This window comes from Glaciimonas sp. OK215 (genome assembly GCF_057787885.1).
Window position 1 is genome coordinate 189,274 of sequence record NZ_JBYMEG010000004.1, and the last position, 19,724, is coordinate 208,997.

Sequence of the window (19,724 nt, forward strand, 5' to 3'; positions counted from 1 at the left end):
CAGAACAGAACACAAACACGAGGAGCCAGTCATGGCCCCAGTAATGCATACAGAGTTGGGACGCCGAAGCTTCCTCGGCTTGGTTGGAGGCTTGGCTGCCACACCGTTGCTCGGTATGTCCGCTACGCCGGAGTCAGCGCAGACGCTGGGTCTGGCAACCCCAGTTTCGGCACTTGGGACGGAGCGGCGCAAGCTCGGATCACTCGAAGTATCCAGTCTTGGGCTCGGCGTCCAGAACATGAGCCGCACCTACCAGACTACGGTACCGAGCCGGACCGAGATGATCAGGATCATTCGAACAGCGTTCGACAACGGCGTTACGTTCTTCGATGCAGCCGAAGCCTATGGGCCGCATGAGGTGGAGCGCATCCTCGGCGAAGGCGTGGGGCCAATCCGCGACAAGGTCGTGATTACCTCAAAATTCGGGTGGGACATCGATCTTAAGACCGGCGAGCGCCGCCCGGGGCTGAATAGCCGTCCGGAACATATCAAGTTGGCGGTGGATGGAATGTTGAAGCGCTTGCGCACCGATCGGATCGACCTGCTTTACCAGCACCGCGTCGACCCAAACGTCCCGATCGAGGATGTTGCCGGCGCGGTCAAAGATCTCATGGCTCAGGGTAAGGTCCTGCACTGGGGCCTCTGTGAGATGGGCCCCAAGACGCTGCGCCGCGCGCATGTCGAGCAGCGCCTCACAGCCGTTCAGAATGAATACTCTCTGCTGTGGCGAGGTCCGGAGAAATGGGTGCTATCTCTTTGCGATGAGCTCGGCATAGGTTTCGTGCCCTGGAGTCCCTTGGGGGTAGGTTTCCTCGCGGGTGCTATCGACGTCAAGACGCGGTTTGCCGAGGGCGACATTCGCAAGATTGAAACAAGGTTTTCGCCTGAGAACCTGCCGAGAAATTTGGCACTCGTGAAACTCTTGAAGAGTTGGGCCGACCGAAAGAGTTCGACCCTGGCCCAAGTCGCGTTGGCTTGGCTGATGGCCCAGAAGCCGTGGATCGTACCAATCCCGGGTACGACGCAAGTGCAACATTTGCTCGACAACATCGGCGCTATTGCAGTCCGGTTTTCACCGTTAGAACTGGCCGAACTGAACTCCGCTGCGATGGCGATTCACATTGAAGGTGCCCGGCTTCCTGATAGCGTACTGGCTTTCTCAGATATTGAGGCGCCGCCGAGACGCTGACGCCGTGGCATCGCTGTGCCCCCACAGCCCGGAGGGCATCGGTGCGGATCGCGGACGGCCGAGCTTTCCGGGGGTGTAGTCGTCCCCTATCGCGGCAATTTTTTCACTTGCTTCGCCCGCTGTTAGAGTGTCGTGGGCAGGATGGAGAGGGCCTCACCAGTAAGGCAAACCGGTCAAGGAGGACTGCAGCCATGGAAATTTTTGAATGGATCATCGCTTTGTTGCTGGGTGCGGCACTGCTCGCGGTCCTGGCACAAAAATTAGGCGCTCCCTATCCGACTTTTTTGGCGCTCGGGGGCGTTTTGCTGGCATTCATTCCTGGAAGTCCGAACTGGACGCTGGACCCGCATCTTGCCCTGACGCTGTTCGTCGCGCCGGTGCTTCTTGATGCTGCCTATGACACTTCACTGCGTGACCTTCGTGCGAACTGGCGGCCCGTGGCCGGCCTGGTCATTGCGGCAGTCGGAACCACAGTGATTGCGGTTGCAATTGCGGCCAAGTGGCTCATACCCGGGATGCCGTGGCCGATCGCTATTGCCCTCGGCGCCATCGTTGCGCCGCCAGACGCGGCAGCGGCAACGGCGGTGATGCGTCAGGTCAAGCTGCCGCACCGGCTTCTGAAGATCCTCGAAGGCGAAAGCCTGCTCAATGATGCGAGCGCGCTTCTCGTGTATCGCCTTGCGATCATGAGCGCGATAACAGGAACATTCGGGGTAAGCATCTTTGCGCCCGTGTTCCTGTTGACTGTCTTTGGCAGTCTTGCCACAGGCATCGCCTGCGCTTTTGCCATCCGCCCTTTGCTCAGTTTCGTGCGGGACGTGCCGATCTCTGTGATTTTGCAATTCGCATGCACCTTCGGCGTCTGGATCGCGGCGGAAGCAATTGGCCTTTCCGGCATCCTGACCCTGGTTGCCTTTGCGATGACGATGGCACGACACATCGGGCCGAATCTCCCGGCACGCATGCGAATCCCAGTCTTTGCGATATGGGAGACGGTCGTCTTCGTCTTGAACGCTTTTGCCTTTGTGCTGATCGGCTTGCAGCTGCGGCCCATCTGGGAGCGGCTGGAGGGAGGCGGCGCGCGCATAGATGCGCTGTTGACAGCCGGGGTTGTTCTGATCGTCACGATTTCGGCGCGGTTTGCTTGGGTCATGACTTACACCGCTCTCAAAAGACGGTTATACGACCGCGCCAGTACCAACGAAAGTGTCAAGCCAACTTTTGGAAGCGGCGTCGTCGTATCGTGGGCTGGCATGCGCGGCATTGTCACACTCGCCGCAGCCTTTGCGATTCCGGAGACATTGCCGAACGGCATGCCTTTCCCGTACCGCGATCTGATCCTGATGTGCGCATTTGCAGTTGTGCTTGGCACCTTGGTGCTGCAGGGTCTTACCATCAAGCTACTGATTCGACGACTCGGCCTCACCGATGACAACCCCGTAACGCGCGAAGTCCGCTTTGGCCGGGCGCGTGCCTACCAAGCGGTGCTTGATTCCCTGAAGGACAACGATTCTCTTCCTGCAAAACTGCTGCGCAAGGAATACGCCGCATTGCTCGATCTTAACACTGGGAACACGTTAGATGCACCGGTTGATGACGTTCCGGGCGGCCCGCTGAGGCGCGGTGCTATTATGCTTGCGCGCCAGGAGGCGACCGAGCTGCGCCGCACCGATATTATAGGCGACGACGCTTACCGCATCTTGATCAGGGAGCTTGACTGGGCCGAACTGAGCGCGGGCGGCGACCGCGAAATTTGAAGTTGGAGCGTTCTAGCTGGTGCCGCCCCTTTTAGGCTCAACCGGCTGGCTGAAAAGCTTGCTGGCCGGCGCTAACGCGATTGCGAATAGACAGCAGCCAGAGCACGCAAAAAAATACACAGTCTCCATGGGATGCGGATTTTCTATACTTCATGGTGCGCGAGCCTTTTCCCAGCAAGACATCCGCTGCGTCGCTGGTGTCCGGTAAGATCGCCCAGCATTCTCAGCTGCGGATGACGTCGCTGATGCCAGAGAACGGCGTGATTTTCAGCGATGGGATCGAAAATGCTTACCTCGAGTTCAATTCTGGAATCGTGGCAGAACTCGGCATTGCTGAGAAAAAGGGGCATTTGGTAGTTTGATACTTGTCTTGTCATCCCGCCGACTTACTCTAGCAAAGCCGCGCTCGCAAAGGGCTCGACAGACTATGTTGTCCGTTTTGACTAAAAATTTAAAAATCGAAGGTGCCCCGACAGACTTTGCCGTCAATCTCCTGATTTTTCTTCACCATAAAAATCAGATACTTACGAAATCCGTTTCCGACAGACTTTATTGTTCGCTTTCAATACCTGGCTAAAGGAGCATTTCGGTATTAAAACAGCTCCGTTGAGCCACGAGCAACACAGTCGGTCGTGCTCGCAGTGCACGCCAGGCAGTAAGTTTTTGATTTGCCAGGGCAGTTGCTTCCTCAATGGTTGACGCAACGCCGTACCACGTTGGCCTGTCCCAGGCGCCGCCATCCAGGCAAAGCACACGCATGGTCCCATCTTCTTGTAATTGTGCGAAAGGATGATCCCACCAAATAGCAATCTCTTCGTCGCTGCGGTTTTCGTTCGGCGTGGAAAAGAAATCAATCGACAGTGCGGGATTGACTGGGAGTGTTGTATTCATCGTTGTTCTTCCTAGATATTCGCGCTTATCCAACATCCTCTGGCTGCGGTCATTCGTTGCCAAAGTTACGATCCACGACTTTCATGAATTCGCTCAACGCTGAAGCTGTATGTAAAACCGGTAACCCGCTCGTCAAAATTTATTCAACCCCATATTTTATACGGGTACGGAATGGCATAATACACAGTGCCGTTTTCACGGCGATAAATGAGCGAGAGCGTAATGCCTGTATCAAAGAAAAGAAAGCCAGCGGCGGCCAGAGTCACAAGACCGGCGGCCAAAACCGCGAAGCTGACACTGGTAAAAAATAGCCCTACGACACATAAGACTGAACTGTCTTTTTTCGCCAAGCTTGCCAAAAAGCTAAATATTTTCAGCAAGTAAGCGCGCGCCGAGAATCAGCGGCGTATCAGTTACCAGTTTAGCTATTCTGGACTGTTCTTCAGTTTGAAGAGCAGCAGCGCACTGATGCAGAACTACGTCGTATTTGTTGTTTCGCCGAACCTTGGTGGATCATTTCCTGGCTTAAAGCGCTTCGAACGCGACGGCAGTTTGATTCGCGCCGTGGAGCTTGAGTGCTGCGATCAGCTGTTCCACGGTGTACGGCGGATCACTAGGTCGAACAGCATGACGGACAAGCGCACCGGGATCAGCACGCACGTATCCAACACAGCATAAACGCCGCCGACGCTGGGTTGACTGAGAGCCCACTCATTTGCGGGTAGCGTTCTTCGCTACTGGGGCGCGGAACGGTCCGCTATCTGGACGTTTGGTCGCTACGACGTAATCACACTCCGATACCGCGTACATGTCCCCCAGCTTTACCTGCCGCACGGTAGTCGGTTCACCCAATCCCCCAATGTGATCGAAATGCCTTTGTGGTAGCCTCGGGATCGTGAGCATCAAGTAGTCTTAAACCCTAATAAAAAGTAGGGTTAATCACCACATATTGACATATTCAAGTCGCAGTCCCCATAGTGTGCAAGCTAAAAACCCTAACTGTTAGGGTTCGTAACTAATGGCGGCAACATGAAAAAAATTGACGCTCTTAAAGCATTGCAAGATTTGGATCGGCGCGGAATCTATGTGCTGACCAAGGGTGACCTTGCAAAGCTCTTCCCCGAAGAGCAAGAAAAGGCGTTCGAGAAATCTCTCCAACGCCTAGTGACAGATGGCATTTTGGAACGGGTCACCAAGGGTGTGTATCTCAATCCGATGGCCATGTCGAAAAAAAGTAACATCGTGGAAGACATTGCAGTGGTGCTGCGCCGCGCGTGTTTCTCCTACGTCAGCATGGAATCCATTTTGTCTGAATACGGTGTTATTTCTCAGGTGCCGATCCGACGCGTCACGATCATGACCACGGGCGCCAAGGGTGTCTATGACACGCCCTACGGCACGATCGAATTCACGCACACCAAACGCCGGCCGGCAGAAATTATCAGGCGGACATTGCCGGTGAAAAATCGTCCGTTGCGGATCGCTTCCAAGGAAGCAGCTGTGCAGGATTTGGTTCGCGCAGGACGCAATATTGACATGATGATTACAGCGGAGACCTCATAATGGACCGGCAAGATTTTAACGAGCTAGTCGCCCTTGCCATGGCACAGCCGGGCCGGGCTGCAATGAAGCCCGTAGTGGAAAAGGAGATTCTCCATTACGACATTTTTCATGCACTGGATAAAGCAGGTCTGCTCAAAGACCTCGTCTTTCAGGGCGGCACTTCGCTGCGGCTGTGCCGCGGTTCCAGCCGGTTTAGCGAAGATCTCGGTTTTGCCGGCGGGAAGGACTTTACGTCCTCAAAAATGCAGCCGATCAAGGCATGCCTTGAGACGTACATTGGCGCACGTTACGGGTTGCATGTGGAGGTCAAAGATCCCAAAGAAATGGCACTCGCGCCAGAGTACGAAGGCGTCAAGGTGGATAAATGGCAGATCAGCGTTGAGACGGCGCCACAGCAGCCGAATTTGCCACGGCAAAAAATCAAAATTGAAATCGCTAATATTCCGGCCTACACACGTGAGTTGGTGCCCCTTCGAGCAAATTACGATTTTCTGCTGGGGTATGGCTCCGTGCTGGTGAATACGGAGTCCTTAGACGAAGTCATGGCGGACAAGATGCTTGCGTTTCCCGCCTCGACAAAATACATTCGACATCGAGATATTTGGGATCTGGCCTGGCTCGTCCAGCAAGGCGCCAAGTTAAATCCGGCCCTGGTCGAGCTGAAAATTGCAGACTACAAAATTGAGGATTATCCAGGCCTTCTTCAAAGCGCCATTGCCCGTCTACCTGAGATCGTGTCCAGCAAACCTTTCAAGGACCAAATGCTGCGCTTTATCGATTCCGATACGATCGCCAAGACACTTGACAATCCTCAATTCCTCACTTACCTGGTCAAGACCGTGAGTGGACTCTTTTCTACCATGGCGAATCATTTGACCGACCAGCCTACTGAAGGTGAAGAAACCACATTCAAAATGTAGCGCTAAAAAACGTAAGAATTTCCTCTGGTATCGCGTTTATTTACCATTACTGAGATCAAGCGATGACGCTAAAAGTATTTCTCGACACGGAATTTACCGATTTCATGGACCCGCATCTGATCAGTATCGGGATGGTGGCGGACTCGGGCGAAGAGTTCTATGCTGAGGTACCGTACCCAGATAAAGGGTGCAGCGCATTTGTGCGCGAAGCGGTTATCCCGCTACTTGGCCGGGTGCCGAATGCAGCATGTGCTTTCGACGACCTAGGCGCCCAGATAACAACGTGGTTAGAACTCATCAAACGTCGTGATGAAGAAGTGGAAATTTGCGTTGATTTTCAGACCGATTGGGATTTATTTTCCGACGCTCTTGATGGCCGAATCCCACCATGGTGTCGGCGCCGCATGGTGTCTCGCAATATCAATGAACTCCTTCGCTATGAATTCCATCAGAAGCATAAATTGCCAGAGCATCATGCGCTTTACGATGCACAAGCGAATCGATATGCGTTTCGGGAACGGCCAAGCGTCTCAATATAGATGTCATGTGAATTCTCAAGCCGAACATTTTTACGCTGGCGATGCGAGCGTGAACTGCTGGTCCAAAAATAGCTTCACAATACATGATTGGGCGCGATCATGAATGCAGCCATCACCATCCCTGCCACTTTCCCGTTGCGTTATCTGGGGGGAATGGCGGCATTGAACCTGCCCTCGCCCACGGGAGCTGGGGACCGGCAGTTGGAGCAGAGCGGCGCAGGCATTCCGTCAAAAAAGAGGGTCGGACAGTATCCTTGTTCCAGGTATCTGTAAAACTACAAGAAAATGAAGCGTTTCATTAGCGGCGAGGAAGTGGCGCCGCGCGATCGAGTAGGGGACGGAGTTACCCCCGTCGCCCTCTCACACCACCGTACGTGCGGTTCCGCATACGGCGGTTCATTAAACACTCTGGAAGCGCCGCTGGATATCCAACAGCGAAACCAACCCTAATACATCAAAGAAGCGTTTAGGATACGCCACGTTCATATGGCTCGCTCCGGCGTTCCACCAAGGGCCACGTCCGTTGCTTGCCGACTTCCATGCGCGCGTCTTATCCAGTCCTTGTGCTTGCAGCCTCTTGTTACGGGTGGCCGGTCGCTTCCAGTGCCGCCATAGCAGGCAGCGCAGTTTGCGCCGAATCCATCCGTCCAATTCCTCCAACACACCTTTTACCTCTGTCAGGCGGAAGTACGATGTCCATCCACGCAACACCGGGTTGAGCGCTGCGATCGTTTCGCCGAGATTGCGCGAGGCGTTCCCGACCACGATTTCACGCACCCTGTCTTTCAATCGCTTCAGACTGCTATCGGCGATTTTAAGACGGACTTGCTTATGCCAAGTGACGCTGTAACCCAGAAACTTCCGCTGCCAAGGTCGTGCGACGGCGCTCTTGTCCCGGTTGACCTGAAGTTTTAATTTCTTCTCTAGATAGCCGGTAATCGCAGCCATCGCATGCCGTCCTGCCGCTTCGCTTTTGACGTAAATGTTGCAGTCATCGGCGTAACGGCAGAACCGGTGTTCCCGCCGCTCCAGTTCGCGGTCCAAGTCCGTCAGCAGGATGTTCGACAACAACGGTGACAGCGGGCCGCCCTGCGGCGTACCCTCCGTCCTCGCGCTGACGATCCCTGCCGACATCATGCCCGCTTCCAGATAACGACGGATCAGTTTCAATACCCGCTCATCCTCGACCCGGCGCGCTACCCGCGACATCAGAATGTCGTGGTTCACCCGGTCGAAGAATTTCTCCAAGTCGAGGTCGACCACCCAGCGGCGGCCTTCCTTGATATAACCTTGCGCTCGTTGCACCGCTTGCCATGCATTGCGGCCCGGTCGGAACCCATAGCTATGTTCGGAGAATTCAGGTTCGAACTCTGGTTGCAGAACTTGCAACAGCGCTTGCTGGATCAGGCGATCCAACACCGTCGGGATGCCCAGTGTGCGTACCCCGCCGTTGGGCTTGGGTATCTCCACTTTGCGGATCGCCGCCGGCATATAGTTGCCTGCCAGTAGCGCTGCCTTGACGCTTGGCCAGTGCTGTTGCAGCCATGCCTTGAATTCGAACACAGTGAGTCCATCGACTCCCGCTGCGCCCTTGTTCTGCATGACCCGCTCATACGCTCGCCACAGGTTGTGACGTTCGACCACGGCGTCCATCTGCCGCAGTCCTTCCGCTTTCGTTTGCCCATCCGCCGCCGTGCCAACCTCGGCACCCGGCCCGGCCATCGACGAAATCCGTTCGTCTCTCTCCGTGTCGGGCGCAGTGGCCTGCCTTGTTGCGTCATCGATTTGCATCGAGGTCGGATGTCCTAATCGCGTTGTTCAATGTTCAGGCCTTCAGTCATGGCTCTCTCCGGCTCGCCGCCTCGTCCTCGACCTACTATGCCCTCTGCTGACTTCTGCATGCGCATCCCGACACCTCTCGATGTCGGTAGCACTAGGCACGCATGCAAATCTCCCCGGGTATTGCGCACCTACCTTCACGCTTATGCCTGTCGGATCTACGTCATAGCCTTCCGGACAAGTATTGGGCTTTGATGATATTTGACATCTCACCCGGCTACGCCGCCTCATATCCGCTTCCTGTTCGTCAGGCCAGCGCTTTGCCTTCGGCTTCCTCCAGATTCGCAGTCGCCCGCGACACCCTTGCCGTCAGCTAACTCTTCCCCTTGTCGGGCGAGTAGAGGACTTCCACCTCCAAGTAAGCACGCCCTGCCGGGCGCACAAATAAAAAGCCCGCTGTCGATCACGACGCGGGCTTCTCTGTCTCCTCACCTTCAGGCAATGGATTTATTGTGTGCGAGATAGTGCGGTAAATACGCCAAGAAGTCATTGTGCGGCGCACTATCTGTTGTTTTAATGAAAAAAAAGCCCGCGGCACCTTGCGGCGGCGGGCTCAATCCAAACCTTGGGAGATTCGAAGAGACATGATTATTGTACCGCAGTACACAAGTCTTTGCCGGCGCCTTACTTTGTGTTAATAAATTTCTATTCAAACAGGGCTCCATTGCCTGCGCCATGTCAGGTCGCCGGATCTTCCCACTGGCACCTGCATCCGCAATCCAAAAAGCAACGTTGTATCCCGCCTGCTCAAATTCGCGCTTTGAATTCCCGGTCGTTTGCTCTTTCGTGCTGACGCGCCCGTAAGCGAAGAAGGCCATTCTTCTGATGACGTATCGGAAATCGATCGGTTGAGAACAAGGCAAACTTATGCACAGTTTCTGTGGACAGGCTTGTGGATAACTCACCGCAATGCCATCCTTGGCCACCACCGGTGCGGGTCTCTGGACCTGCCTTCTATCTAGGCGTGCTTGGACAGGTACCCGTAAAGGCTCACCATCACTGCTCCTCCTGAAGGAAACATGCGCCTCTTCACGCGCTTTTCAGGCCGCAACGTGGCAATGAGCATGGGTCGCGGCCGGTCGCGCTGCGCGCCGTCGAGCTGCACGGCAAAACGCTGGAAACGCAGCTGGCTGACATGGACCGCCAGAGTAACGAGCTCAAGGAACAACTTGCCGGGCGATCAAGACTGCCGGCGGATTGGCAAAACAGGTTCGCAGTCTCGAACTGGCGTTGGCTGCAACCCAAGCCAAGCTCGACGCGCAGCAGGGAATCGCATCAGAACTGCGCGCCTACCTGGAAAGGCAGGCGCGGCCGTCGCCGACAGCGGCTCCCGGATCCACATCAGGATTCAAGGTCAACCGTAGGTTTTTGCGCGACAATAACGGTGGCTTCTCGATGGATAATAAACGGACTTTGCCAGGAAAATTGCGATGAGATTGTTGATACTATCGGACCTGCACATCGAGCTTTGGCGTGATGATGGTCCACAGGTGAACCTGGAATTAGCGGCGCCAGATGTCATCATTTTGGCTGGCGACATCCACACCAAGTCGCATGCGGTGCAATGGGCGGAAAACAAATTTCCGCATCTCCCTGTCCTCTACGTGATGGGTAACCATGAGGCCTATGGTGCGAATCTTGATGACGTCGAGAAGCATCTGTCACTGGATGCCCAGAATAGCGCCAATGTCACTTTCCTCAATAAGCGCGAAAAGGTCATTGCAGGGGTGCGCTTCCTCGGTTGTACATTGTGGACCGATTTCAACTTGTTTTCCGATGAGCCGGCAGACAAGCATATTGCCATGAGCGAAGCCGGCACAGTCATGAATGACTATAAACGCATCCGTTTGGCCAGCAAAGGATACCGGAAGTTGCGACCTGGCGACACTGCACTCTTTCATGCAGAGCAGAGAGCCTGGCTGAATGCCAAACTGCGCGAGCCATTCGATGGCAAGACCGTTGTGATCAGCCACATGGCGCCATCAGTGAAGAGCGTTCCGGTTGAATTTGCGACGGACCCGGTATCTGCGGCCTATGCGTCCAATTTGGAGTCGCTCGTCGAATTAGCGGACCTGTGGGTACATGGGCACATGCATGATTCAAGCGACTATCGGATAGGTAGATGCAGGGTCGTATGTAATCCCCGAGGCTACATCAGCCGGTCTGGCGGAGCTGAGAATGCTGAATTTAATCCCAATTTCGTAGTAGATATATAGCGGATTGCTGTTTGGCAAGCTGGGGGTTGGGAACCTGGGACACAAAATCGCGGACAGCCGACGGCCCTCAATACGCTCAGATTTTTCCCTTAAGCTGACCCATGCGTCCGAAAAGCAGAGCGCACCAATTTGCACGAAACAGACGATTACGCCCAACATGCAAAATCAGGAACGGCCGCCAGCGGCGGGGAAGCGTGTCAATTTACGAAAAGTGCGATTACCCCAAGGTAACGGGTTGGCAATTTCTTCGGTGACACGTTCGTGATGGCAATGCAGTGCACGCCAAAGCGGTGAAAGATAACGTCACTTGAACAGGCGGGCATCAAACGAAAACCCCCGCACGATCTCGACCGTCACATGACGATAAGCGGGATGCGCCGGGTTGATCACAGCATTCAGGGACTCAGGAATAATGGCCGACGGCACCAGCATGACCAGTTGCTTAGCTGTTTAGTCCCGTGCGATCATATTCCTCGTCGTAGCTGGCCTCTGTTTCGAGCGAAGGCGGTTCTCGGCGAGTTGATTGCGGGCCGTCCACGGCAGCAGTTGAAACAATCATTTAAGCAGTCGAGAGCATGAGTACACGAATTCATCCACAGGCCCGCACCACCCCAAAGATCCGCCAGGAGATCAAGAACTCCGGCCTCTCGGATCGCGAGGCTGCCAAGGTCTTCAACATTACCCGGGCGACAGCGGCCAAATGGCTCAAGCGCGATGATGTGCAAGATCGTTCGCACCGCGCTCACACCTTGCATACAACTCTGACTGCCACGCAGGAGGCTGTCGTTTTATCTCTGCGCCAGACACTCTACCTGCCACTCGACGACCTGCTTTACATTACCCGGCAATACATCAATCCGGCAGTATCCCGTTCCGGTCTGGCACGTCTTCTGAAACGAGAAGGCATGGCACGGCTGGAAGACGTAATACCGAAGGCCGAAGGGGAAACCATCGCTCCCAAGAAGACCTTCAAAGACTATGAGCCGGGCTTTGTTCACATCGATATCAAATACCTGCCGCAGATGTCGGACGAGACGTCACGGCGTTATCTGTTCGTCGCCATCGACCGCGCCACGCGCTGGGTATTCCTGCACATTTATGGCGATATGACCAACGCCAGCAGCGTCGATTTTCTGCGCCGTCTAAAGCTGGCTTCGCCAATCAAGATCGTCAAGATTCTGACCGATAACGGCTCGCAATTTACCGACCGCTTCGCAACCAAAGACAAGAAGCCGAGCGGCAAGCATGCCTTTGATGTGGCATGCGCCGCCATCTCGATCGAGCATCGTCTGGCACCCCCGCGGCACCCGCAAACGAATGGCATGGTCGAGCGTTTCAATGGCCGAATCAGCGAAATACTGCAACAGACCCGCTTCGATAATGCAACGGACCTGGAAACGACTTTGCTGAACTATTTGAAGCTGTACAACCACCATATTCCGCAACGCGCGATCAACGGTCGAACACCAATTCAGGCGCTCAAGGAGTGGCAACGGAAGAAGCCAGAATTATTTGTTAAACGCGTCTATGATCAAACGGGACTGGACACTTAGCCGACTCAAGCCATCGCCGGCCAAATTCCTGTGCGCTGGCAGAAGCAGGCAAATCGGACCAGTCGTGCGGAAGATCTGCCAGCGGCGGCTGGATGAACAAGGCCGCGTCGTCCGGTACTTCCACGGAAACCAGCATTAGGGGAGGGTGCGCCGACCCGGCCAGGTGTACAAATTTCTCCAGCGCGCAAATCTCGATGGTGGTGCCGGCATACATGACCGGATACGCCATCGGATTCCACCGCCCACCTTTCAGCCGTGCGCCGTCGCAGAGAGTATCGAGGGCCCATTTTTTGTCGTGATCCGCCAGAGCTTCAAGCGACGCCGCCTGTGGCGATCGCGTTGAGCACCTGGCGCACGGACACTGCACCCGGTTCGGTATCCATCAGGTCGAGCGGTGCCGTATTACCGAGTGCGCGGTTAGGCTGGCGCATCCAGTCGATCGCTGACACTTCGCTTTCAAAGACCGCGATCGCCATACGTGTGACCGCGCCCATCCTGAACACGCGTTCGGTGGCAGCAGAGTCGATATTTGCCTGTTTTTTTTCGAGTCGGCTGGCAGTGGAGGCGGGGACATGGGCAATGTGCTGTATGCGCGCATCCGGTACGCCAAAAAAGCTGCTGGCCGCCTTCAATATCCGCGCTGAATAGCCATCCCGAATCGACTTGACGGCCGCGAAGCCAGCCAGCGGCTCCCCCAACACCATTTGAGAGAACAGGTTCGCATCACCGCGTTTCTTCGCCAGGGCGGTCTTAGCAACATCCTTCTTTACGGCCGGCATCATCTTTCTCCATTTGATATTTTATAATACACCAAATGGGGTAAATTGCGACGATGCATGCTGCATTTGCTCCTGACATCGGCTGCCAATTACTCCTTGAACTCATCTTGTTTGCGCTGCGGCACTATCCCTTTTTCAAGGGTCTTGTTCGCTGACGAAGACCAGCCGAAACTTGGCGAGATGCGTATTCATAAAATTGGTTCATAATATGCAATCACTTAAATGCAAAGAAAAACGTGCCAGTTCGCCCTTTTCGATTCCCGTGGGACGATGAATTTCCAAACGTGTTGATTCATTCGCCCGAATTAGTTGTAAAGAAACATCCTTCCTATTTGGAGGCAAAAGCAGGCGACGTAAACGCTGCATTTCCTTTAGTGACGACAACGCTGAATGACGACATCATTCTGGAATTGGTAGAGCTTGGGGACGGTAAGGAGCCGATTTTGGTGAGCGTTCATGCTGAAGAAGCAGTTGGCGTAAATGCAATACCAGAGGTAATGGCAGACACACTTTCCGTTATCCTAGATTGGGAGATAGAACAGTTTGTGGTTCAGGCAAATGTCGTTAACCATACAGGGGCCGGCGGTTTTGCCAGAATGGCCAGACAAGCCGTCTTTGAAGGCGATATCATTCGTGGACGGAATTATGTAATCGTCGATGACTTCATTGGACAAGGCGGAACAATTGCTAATCTGAGGGGTCACATTAAAGAACAAGGCGGGGTTGTCATAGGTGCAACCGTTTTGACCGGCAAAGATTATTCTGCCATACTGACATTAGAGAATGACCGACTGAACGAGTTAAGAGCTAAACATGGACAAATCGAAGATTGGTGGAAAGAGCGCTTTGGGTTCGGTTTCGACTGCCTTACCGCATCGGAAGCTCGATACCTTATCAATACTCCAGAAAGCGAAACAATCCGCACTCGAATCAAGGAAGCGGATGTTGTGCATTGACCTATCTACAAGTCAATTTGTGGTGCAGGTGAAAAGCACAAAGTTGTCGAGAGGGGTCGCCAGGATGCTTACTCAAGCAGAAATCGAGGAGCTGCGGCAAACGAAACACTCGATTGCCGAGCGCGCCATGAACGCTTTTAAGCGAGCTGCTTAACGAGAAAAGATAAAATTGATTTTCAGAAAACGCTGCCTTGCGCAGCGTTTTTTTATTTGTGCGCCCGGCAGGGCGTGCTTACTTGGAGGTGGAAGTCCTCTACTCGCCCGACAAGGGGAAGAGTTAGCTGACGGCAAGGGTGTCGCGGGCGACTGCGAATCTGGAGGAAGCCGAAGGCAAAGCGCTGGCCTGACGAACAGGAAGCGGATATGAGGCGGCGTAGCCGGGTGAGATGTCAAATATCATCAAAGCCCAATACTTGTCCGGAAGGCTATGACGTAGATCCGACAGGCATAAGCGTGAAGGTAGGTGCGCAATACCCAATGGAATGGACGCTCCCACCCGTAACGGCATCAAATGTGCCAAAGTGGAAATGTCGAATAACCACTTGAACCGAGGGGAGCGTCATCATGCAGATTACGACAATTGGCATCGATCTGGCAAAGAATGTGTTTCAGGTCCACGGCGTCGATGCGCAAGGTAAGGTTGTGCTCAAGAAGCAGCTTAAACGTGATCAGATGGCAAGCTTTTTTGTGAAGCTGCCGCCGTGCCTGATTGGTGTGGAAGCTTGCGGCAGCGCGCATTACTGGGCACGCAAGCTGCAGGCACTTGGCCATACGATTAAGCTCATGGCGCCGCAATTCGTCAAGCCCTACGTCAAGACGAACAAGCATGATGCGGCTGATGCCGAGGCGATATGCGAGGCGGTGTGCCGGCCGAACATGCGGTTTGTGCCGATCAAGAATGTTGAACAACAGGCTGTGCTGGCATTGCATCGTGTACGGCAGGGGCTGGTGAAAGCGAGGACTGCGCAAGCCAATCAGATCCGCGGCCTGTTGAGTGAATTCGGCTTGATCGTGCCGCAAGGGATAGCGTTCATCCATCAGCGCGTGCCGATGATGCTCGATGACGCGAAAGACGAGTTGCCGGGCGTATTCCGGGAATTGGTACTGCGCTTGCTGGATCATCTCAAGGATCTGGACCGACAGGTGAAAGAGATGGAAGTGCAGATCCAAACTTGGCACCGTTCCAATGCACTGTCTCGTAAGCTGGAGAAGATCCCAGGCATTGGCCCAATCACGGCCAGTGCGCTAGTGGCGTCGATTGGAGATGCGAAGAACTTTGCGAACGGCCGACAACTGGGAGCGTGGCTTGGGCTTGTGCCCAAACAGCACTCAACAGGTGGGAAGACGAATTTGCAGGGAATTAGCAAGCGAGGCGACACGTATTTGCGCACATTGCTTATACACGGCGCCAGAGCAGTAATTCGGTATGCCGAGGGGAAGCCTAACGAGCAGGGATGGCTTCATAGACTGCTGGCCCGGCGTAATAAGAATGTCGCGGCGGTCGCGCTAGCCAACAAGAATGCCAGAACTGTGTGGGCGTTGCTTGCGCACGATAGGGAGTTCCGCCCCGGTTACGCGGCCGCGTAATCGGAGCGGCTCAAGGAAATAAGGCAGGCAGTAACGGCAGCACCAGGCAGTTGATTCTACCGATTGCACAGGCAATCAAGAATGATGGCAAACAGGTTAGACCGTGGTTGGTAAAGTCCTAGTCTCCCCAGGCACCATGAGTGCGATTACCCGATTGAGACACCAACCAGCACATTCCATCAGGGACAGTGGCAGAAGCCACAGCTAAAGTCCGAATGTACGGGTGCAATCTTTACTTCGCGTCATCATGAATTGAGGGCTTGGCAAACCGGGAGCGTCCATGTACGGGGAGATCTGCATGCGTGCCTAGTGCTACCGACATCGAGAGGTGTCGGGATGCGCATGCAGAAGTCAGCAGAGGGCATAGTAGGTCGAGGACGAGGCGGCGAGCCGGAGAGAGCCATGACTGAAGGCCTGAACATTGAACAACGCGATTAGGACATCCGACCTCGATGCAAATCGATGACGCAACAAGGCAGGCCACTGCGCCCGACACGGAGAGAGACGAACGGATTTCGTCGATGGCCGGGCCGGGTGCCGAGGTTGGCACGGCGGCGGATGGGCAAACGAAAGCGGAAGGACTGCGGCAGATGGACGCCGTGGTCGAACGTCACAACCTGTGGCGAGCGTATGAGCGGGTCATGCAGAACAAGGGCGCAGCGGGAGTCGATGGACTCACTGTGTTCGAATTCAAGGCATGGCTGCAACAGCACTGGCCAAGCGTCAAGGCAGCGCTACTGGCAGGCAACTATATGCCGGCGGCGATCCGCAAAGTGGAGATACCCAAGCCCAACGGCGGGGTACGCACACTGGGCATCCCGACGGTGTTGGATCGCCTGATCCAGCAAGCGCTGTTGCAAGTTCTGCAACCAGAGTTCGAACCTGAATTCTCCGAACATAGCTATGGGTTCCGACCGGGCCGCAATGCATGGCAAGCGGTGCAACGAGCGCAAGGTTATATCAAGGAAGGCCGCCGCTGGGTGGTCGACCTCGACTTGGAGAAATTCTTCGGTGCGCCAGGGTAAGCCCGGCGCTTTCAGCGGGTGAGATTCCCGCCCCGGAAAGGGAAAGAGCCGCCCCACCGGGAATCGAGTCTTGGGCTCATGAAGGTAACGACATGGGTTAAGCGTAGACAGAGCGATGTCCAGGCCGTAACGCAAGTGAAGCGATGGAGCCTCGTTATACATCCGGAGGCCGACAGGGTCGAAAACCTGGAAGGCTACAGTAGACGACCGCAATGGGCGATGGTCGTCGGAGACTCCGGCGGGGTCTGAGAGCACGGCATGGACAGAAAAGGAAGCGTCATGGAACCTGGGAGATCCACCGCCACCTTGGACTGGCTGTAACGGACCGAGTATGCCAACCGAAAGGACCATCCTGAGGGCGGCAAACATGACGGTGGAAGTCGGACCTGCTGATAGTACTCGGAGCGCGGGAAAGCCGCGTACATGGGGAAGCGGCGGGGCAGGTTGAGTTGCTGGTTCGGGGAAACATTCCCTGCACGCAGAGGTAGGAGAAGAATGTCCACACAACTGAATCAGATCGCGGAGAAAGCAAAGTCAAACCCGAAGCTTCGCTTCACATCGTTGGCGCATCTGCTGACGCCAGAATTTCTAACGGAAACCTGGATGCAGATGAACCGGCGGGGTGCGAGCGGTGTCGATGGTGAGACGACAAGGCAGTTTGAACAACAGCTCGCAATGCGAGTTCAAGTCCTATGTGAACGTTTAAAGCGTGGGGCATATCGCGCCCCGCCGGTGCGCCGGGTGGAGATTCCGAAAGGCCCCGGGAAGGCCGGTACGAGACCGTTGGGTATTCCGACGGTCGAAGATCGGCTGGTGCAAAGAGCGGTTGCACGGATACTTGAATCAGTATTCGAGGCCGATTTCCTGGAATGCTCGTATGGGTTCCGGCCTGGACGTAGCCCTCACGACGCCCTGCGGGCGTTGCGTATGGCCATCGTCACGAAGAAGGTAGGTCACTTGTTCGAGGCCGATATCCGGGGATATTTCAACCACATCCAGCATGAATGGCTGCAGAAAATGGTGGCCCACCGAATTGGTGACCCTGTCATCTTGCGCTTGATCGGCAAATGGCTGAACGCGGGTTTCATGGCGGGCGGGGTTGTGACGCGAACCGAAGAAGGATCGCCTCAAGGCGGGCCAATCAGCCCAATTTTGGCGAACATCTACCTTCACTACGTGCTGGACCTCTGGTTTGAAAAGAAGGTCAAGCCGATGTGCTATGGGGAGGTGTATCTGACGCGGTTTGCCGATGACTTCGTGGTGAACTTCCAATACCAGGGCGATGCGAAAGAATTCGAAAGGAAACTTGCGGATCGATTCGGGAAATTTGGATTGGCATTGGCGGAAGAAAAGACACGGCTGATACGGTTCGGACGCTTCGTCAGGACTGACCTGGCAAAGACCGGCGACAAGCCGGACACGTTTGACTTTCTGGGTTTCAAGCATGTATGCGGAGTCGATCGGGGCGGAAAATTTGCCTTGGTGCGGATTCCCTGCATCAAAAGCTGTCGAAAGTTCTTGGCCAAGACCAAGGAATGGCTCAAAGGGCATATGCATTGGAAGAGGCGCGACCAACAGCAGCAATTGAGACGGATGCTGCAAGGCTTCTACCAGTACTTCGGGCTGCACCATTGCAAAGCAAAACTGGACGGCATTCGTCTGGAGGTGCAACTGCAATGGATACGCACTCTGCGACGGCGCAGCCAGCGGCACCGGCTGTACTGGAGCTACCTGAACAGTCGTTCCTGGTTCGAATTGCCTTATGCGGTATCGACACGTCATGCAACGGTATGACGCGCACTTTGCGAGTGCAACCTGGGGAGCCCGTTGCGGGAAATCCGCACGGCGGGTTCTGCGAGGGGGGACGGATGCAAGAGGCGTAGCCTCAAGGTCCGTCTCTACCCACCACCGGGTGAACCACGACATTCTGATGTCGCGGGTAGCGCGCCGGGTCGAGGATGAGCGGGTATTGAAACTGATCCGTCGTTATCTGGAAGCGGGCATGATGTCGGCAGGGATCGTCAGCGCGAGGACGGAGGGTACGCCGCAGGGCGGCCCGCTGTCACCGTTGTTGTCGAACATCCTGCTGACGGACTTGGACCGCGAACTGGAGCGGCGGGAACACCGGTTCTGCCGTTACGCCGATGACTGCAACATTTACGTCAAAAGCGAAGCGGCAGGACGGCATGCGATGGCTGCGATTACCGGCTATCTGGAGAAGAAATTAAAACTTCAGGTCAACCGGGACAAGAGCGCCGTCGCACGACCTTGGCAGCGGAAGTTTCTGGGTTACAGCGTCACTTGGCATAAGCAAGTCCGTCTTAAAATCGCCGATAGCAGTCTGAAGCGATTGAAAGACAGGGTGCGTGAAATCGTGGTCGGGAACGCCTCGCGCAATCTCGGCGAAACGATCGCAGCGCTCAACCCGGTGTTGCGTGGATGGACATCGTACTTCCGCCTGACAGAGGTAAAAGGTGTGTTGGAGGAATTGGACGGATGGATTCGGCGCAAACTGCGCTGCCTGCTATGGCGGCACTGGAAGCGACCGGCCACCCGTAACAAGAGGCTGCAAGCACAAGGACTGGATAAGACGCGCGCATGGAAGTCGGCAAGCAACGGACGTGGCCCTTGGTGGAACGCCGGAGCGAGCCATATGAACGTGGCGTATCCTAAACGCTTCTTTGATGTATTAGGGTTGGTTTCGCTGTTGGATATCCAGCGGCGCTTCCAGAGTGTTTAATGAACCGCCGTATGCGGAACCGCACGTACGGTGGTGTGAGAGGGCGACGGGGGTAACTCCGTCCCCTACTCGATCGATGGCCCAACAACTGTGAATGGTCAGAATGCATTACCGTCTCGGCGGGACTGGCATCAATCGAGTTCAGACCTACATTCAGCGGCTTTTTTGAC

At 55.1% G+C, this 19,724-nt stretch carries 20 protein-coding genes and 2 pseudogenes; 15 read left to right on the forward strand and 7 right to left on the reverse strand.

From position 1 onward, the window contains the following. The first annotated feature begins 31 nt into the window (after nt 1-31). The 3 genes from AC3CHX_RS31480 to AC3CHX_RS31490 all read left to right on the forward strand — a co-directional run bounded on the left by AC3CHX_RS31480 (nt 32) and on the right by AC3CHX_RS31490 (nt 3,308). Nucleotides 32-1,189, forward strand: coding sequence for an aldo/keto reductase (locus AC3CHX_RS31480; RefSeq protein ID WP_488645128.1), 1,158 nt, complete (start codon nt 32-34; stop codon nt 1,187-1,189). A 191-nt stretch (nt 1,190-1,380) separates the two neighbouring features. Further along, complete coding sequence (locus AC3CHX_RS31485; protein WP_488645417.1) at nt 1,381-2,946, forward strand: cation:proton antiporter; 1,566 nt, start codon at nt 1,381-1,383, stop codon at nt 2,944-2,946. An 80-nt stretch (nt 2,947-3,026) separates the two neighbouring features. Beyond that, entirely contained in the window at nt 3,027-3,308 is a 282-nt protein-coding gene (locus tag AC3CHX_RS31490) for a hypothetical protein (protein ID WP_488645129.1), read from the forward strand. Nucleotides 3,309-3,519: 211 nt separating this feature from the next. Here the strand turns inward: AC3CHX_RS31490 and AC3CHX_RS31495 are convergent, their stop codons facing one another. Continuing rightward, a complete protein-coding gene (locus AC3CHX_RS31495) occupies nt 3,520-3,837 on the reverse strand; it encodes a hypothetical protein (RefSeq protein ID WP_488645130.1) in 318 nt (105 codons plus the stop codon). A 143-nt stretch (nt 3,838-3,980) separates the two neighbouring features. Further along, nucleotides 3,981-4,217, reverse strand: a complete 237-nt coding sequence (locus AC3CHX_RS31500; protein WP_488645131.1) for a hypothetical protein — start codon at nt 4,215-4,217, stop codon at nt 3,981-3,983. Between the two features lie 88 nt (nt 4,218-4,305). Here AC3CHX_RS31500 and AC3CHX_RS31505 point away from each other — a divergent pair, with 88 nt between their 5' ends. From AC3CHX_RS31505 to AC3CHX_RS31520, 4 genes are all read left to right on the forward strand, one after another. Continuing rightward, the gene (locus AC3CHX_RS31505) at nt 4,306-4,515 is read left to right on the forward strand and encodes a hypothetical protein (RefSeq protein ID WP_488645132.1); all 210 of its coding nucleotides are present in this window, start codon (nt 4,306-4,308) and stop codon (nt 4,513-4,515) included. Between the two features lie 351 nt (nt 4,516-4,866). Next, the gene (gene abiEi, locus AC3CHX_RS31510; RefSeq protein ID WP_488645133.1) at nt 4,867-5,400 is read left to right on the forward strand and encodes a type IV toxin-antitoxin system AbiEi family antitoxin; all 534 of its coding nucleotides are present in this window, start codon (nt 4,867-4,869) and stop codon (nt 5,398-5,400) included. Next, a complete protein-coding gene (locus tag AC3CHX_RS31515) occupies nt 5,400-6,320 on the forward strand; it encodes a nucleotidyl transferase AbiEii/AbiGii toxin family protein (protein WP_488645134.1) in 921 nt (306 codons plus the stop codon). The genes abiEi and AC3CHX_RS31515 overlap by 1 nt, the downstream gene beginning before the upstream one ends. A 62-nt stretch (nt 6,321-6,382) precedes the next feature. After that, nucleotides 6,383-6,859 (forward strand): hypothetical protein, encoded by a 477-nt coding sequence (locus tag AC3CHX_RS31520; RefSeq protein ID WP_488645135.1) that lies wholly within the window; start codon nt 6,383-6,385, stop codon nt 6,857-6,859. Between the two features lie 399 nt (nt 6,860-7,258). Here the strand turns inward: AC3CHX_RS31520 and ltrA (AC3CHX_RS31525) are convergent, their stop codons facing one another. Next, the gene (gene ltrA / locus AC3CHX_RS31525; protein ID WP_488645136.1) at nt 7,259-8,650 is read right to left on the reverse strand and encodes a group II intron reverse transcriptase/maturase; all 1,392 of its coding nucleotides are present in this window, start codon (nt 8,648-8,650) and stop codon (nt 7,259-7,261) included. A gap of 482 nt (nt 8,651-9,132) precedes the next feature. Next, on the reverse strand, nt 9,133-9,516 hold the full coding sequence (locus AC3CHX_RS31530; protein ID WP_488645137.1) for a recombinase family protein: 384 nt from the start codon (nt 9,514-9,516) through the stop codon (nt 9,133-9,135). A 412-nt stretch (nt 9,517-9,928) separates the two neighbouring features. On the opposite strand from AC3CHX_RS31530, the gene AC3CHX_RS31535 reads away from it, so the two are divergent. Together AC3CHX_RS31535 and AC3CHX_RS31540 are read left to right on the forward strand one after the other, a co-directional pair. Further along, nucleotides 9,929-10,132 (forward strand): hypothetical protein, encoded by a 204-nt coding sequence (locus tag AC3CHX_RS31535; RefSeq protein WP_488645138.1) that lies wholly within the window; start codon nt 9,929-9,931, stop codon nt 10,130-10,132. Beyond that, the gene (locus AC3CHX_RS31540) at nt 10,129-10,914 is read left to right on the forward strand and encodes a metallophosphoesterase family protein (protein ID WP_488645139.1); all 786 of its coding nucleotides are present in this window, start codon (nt 10,129-10,131) and stop codon (nt 10,912-10,914) included. The genes AC3CHX_RS31535 and AC3CHX_RS31540 overlap by 4 nt, the downstream gene beginning before the upstream one ends. Nucleotides 10,915-11,217: 303 nt before the next feature. Here the strand turns inward: AC3CHX_RS31540 and AC3CHX_RS31545 are convergent, their stop codons facing one another. Further along, nucleotides 11,218-11,346, reverse strand: coding sequence for a hypothetical protein (locus tag AC3CHX_RS31545; protein ID WP_488645140.1), 129 nt, complete (start codon nt 11,344-11,346; stop codon nt 11,218-11,220). Nucleotides 11,347-11,489: 143 nt separating this feature from the next. Between AC3CHX_RS31545 and AC3CHX_RS31550 the strand changes: the two genes are divergently transcribed. Continuing rightward, nucleotides 11,490-12,467, forward strand: a complete 978-nt coding sequence (locus AC3CHX_RS31550; RefSeq protein ID WP_488645141.1) for an IS481 family transposase — start codon at nt 11,490-11,492, stop codon at nt 12,465-12,467. On the opposite strand, the gene AC3CHX_RS31555 is transcribed toward AC3CHX_RS31550, so the two are convergent. Both AC3CHX_RS31555 and parS read right to left on the reverse strand, forming a co-directional pair. Beyond that, on the reverse strand, nt 12,430-12,834 hold the full coding sequence (locus tag AC3CHX_RS31555) for an RES family NAD+ phosphorylase (RefSeq protein WP_488645142.1): 405 nt from the start codon (nt 12,832-12,834) through the stop codon (nt 12,430-12,432). The two genes, AC3CHX_RS31550 and AC3CHX_RS31555, sit on opposite strands and share 38 nt — an antisense overlap. Beyond that, nucleotides 12,779-13,249: a type II RES/Xre toxin-antitoxin system antitoxin gene (gene parS / locus AC3CHX_RS31560; protein WP_488645143.1), complete on the reverse strand. Its 471-nt coding sequence runs from the start codon at nt 13,247-13,249 to the stop codon at nt 12,779-12,781. The genes AC3CHX_RS31555 and parS overlap by 56 nt, the downstream gene beginning before the upstream one ends. A gap of 233 nt (nt 13,250-13,482) precedes the next feature. Between parS and AC3CHX_RS31565 the strand changes: the two genes are divergently transcribed. From AC3CHX_RS31565 to AC3CHX_RS31585, 5 genes and pseudogenes are all read left to right on the forward strand, one after another. Beyond that, a complete protein-coding gene (locus AC3CHX_RS31565) occupies nt 13,483-14,202 on the forward strand; it encodes a phosphoribosyltransferase (RefSeq protein ID WP_488645144.1) in 720 nt (239 codons plus the stop codon). 564 nt (nt 14,203-14,766) lie between these two features. Continuing rightward, on the forward strand, nt 14,767-15,789 hold the full coding sequence (locus tag AC3CHX_RS31570) for an IS110 family RNA-guided transposase (RefSeq protein WP_488642509.1): 1,023 nt from the start codon (nt 14,767-14,769) through the stop codon (nt 15,787-15,789). 452 nt (nt 15,790-16,241) lie between these two features. Next, nucleotides 16,242-16,799: pseudogene (locus tag AC3CHX_RS31575) on the forward strand (reverse transcriptase domain-containing protein); the annotation flags it as partial. Nucleotides 16,800-17,309: 510 nt separating this feature from the next. After that, nucleotides 17,310-18,608, forward strand: coding sequence for a group II intron reverse transcriptase/maturase (gene ltrA / locus AC3CHX_RS31580; RefSeq protein ID WP_488645145.1), 1,299 nt, complete (start codon nt 17,310-17,312; stop codon nt 18,606-18,608). A gap of 115 nt (nt 18,609-18,723) precedes the next feature. Next, a pseudogene (locus AC3CHX_RS31585) lies at nt 18,724-19,554 on the forward strand (group II intron maturase-specific domain-containing protein); the annotation flags it as partial. Nucleotides 19,555-19,724: the final 170 nt, after the last annotated feature.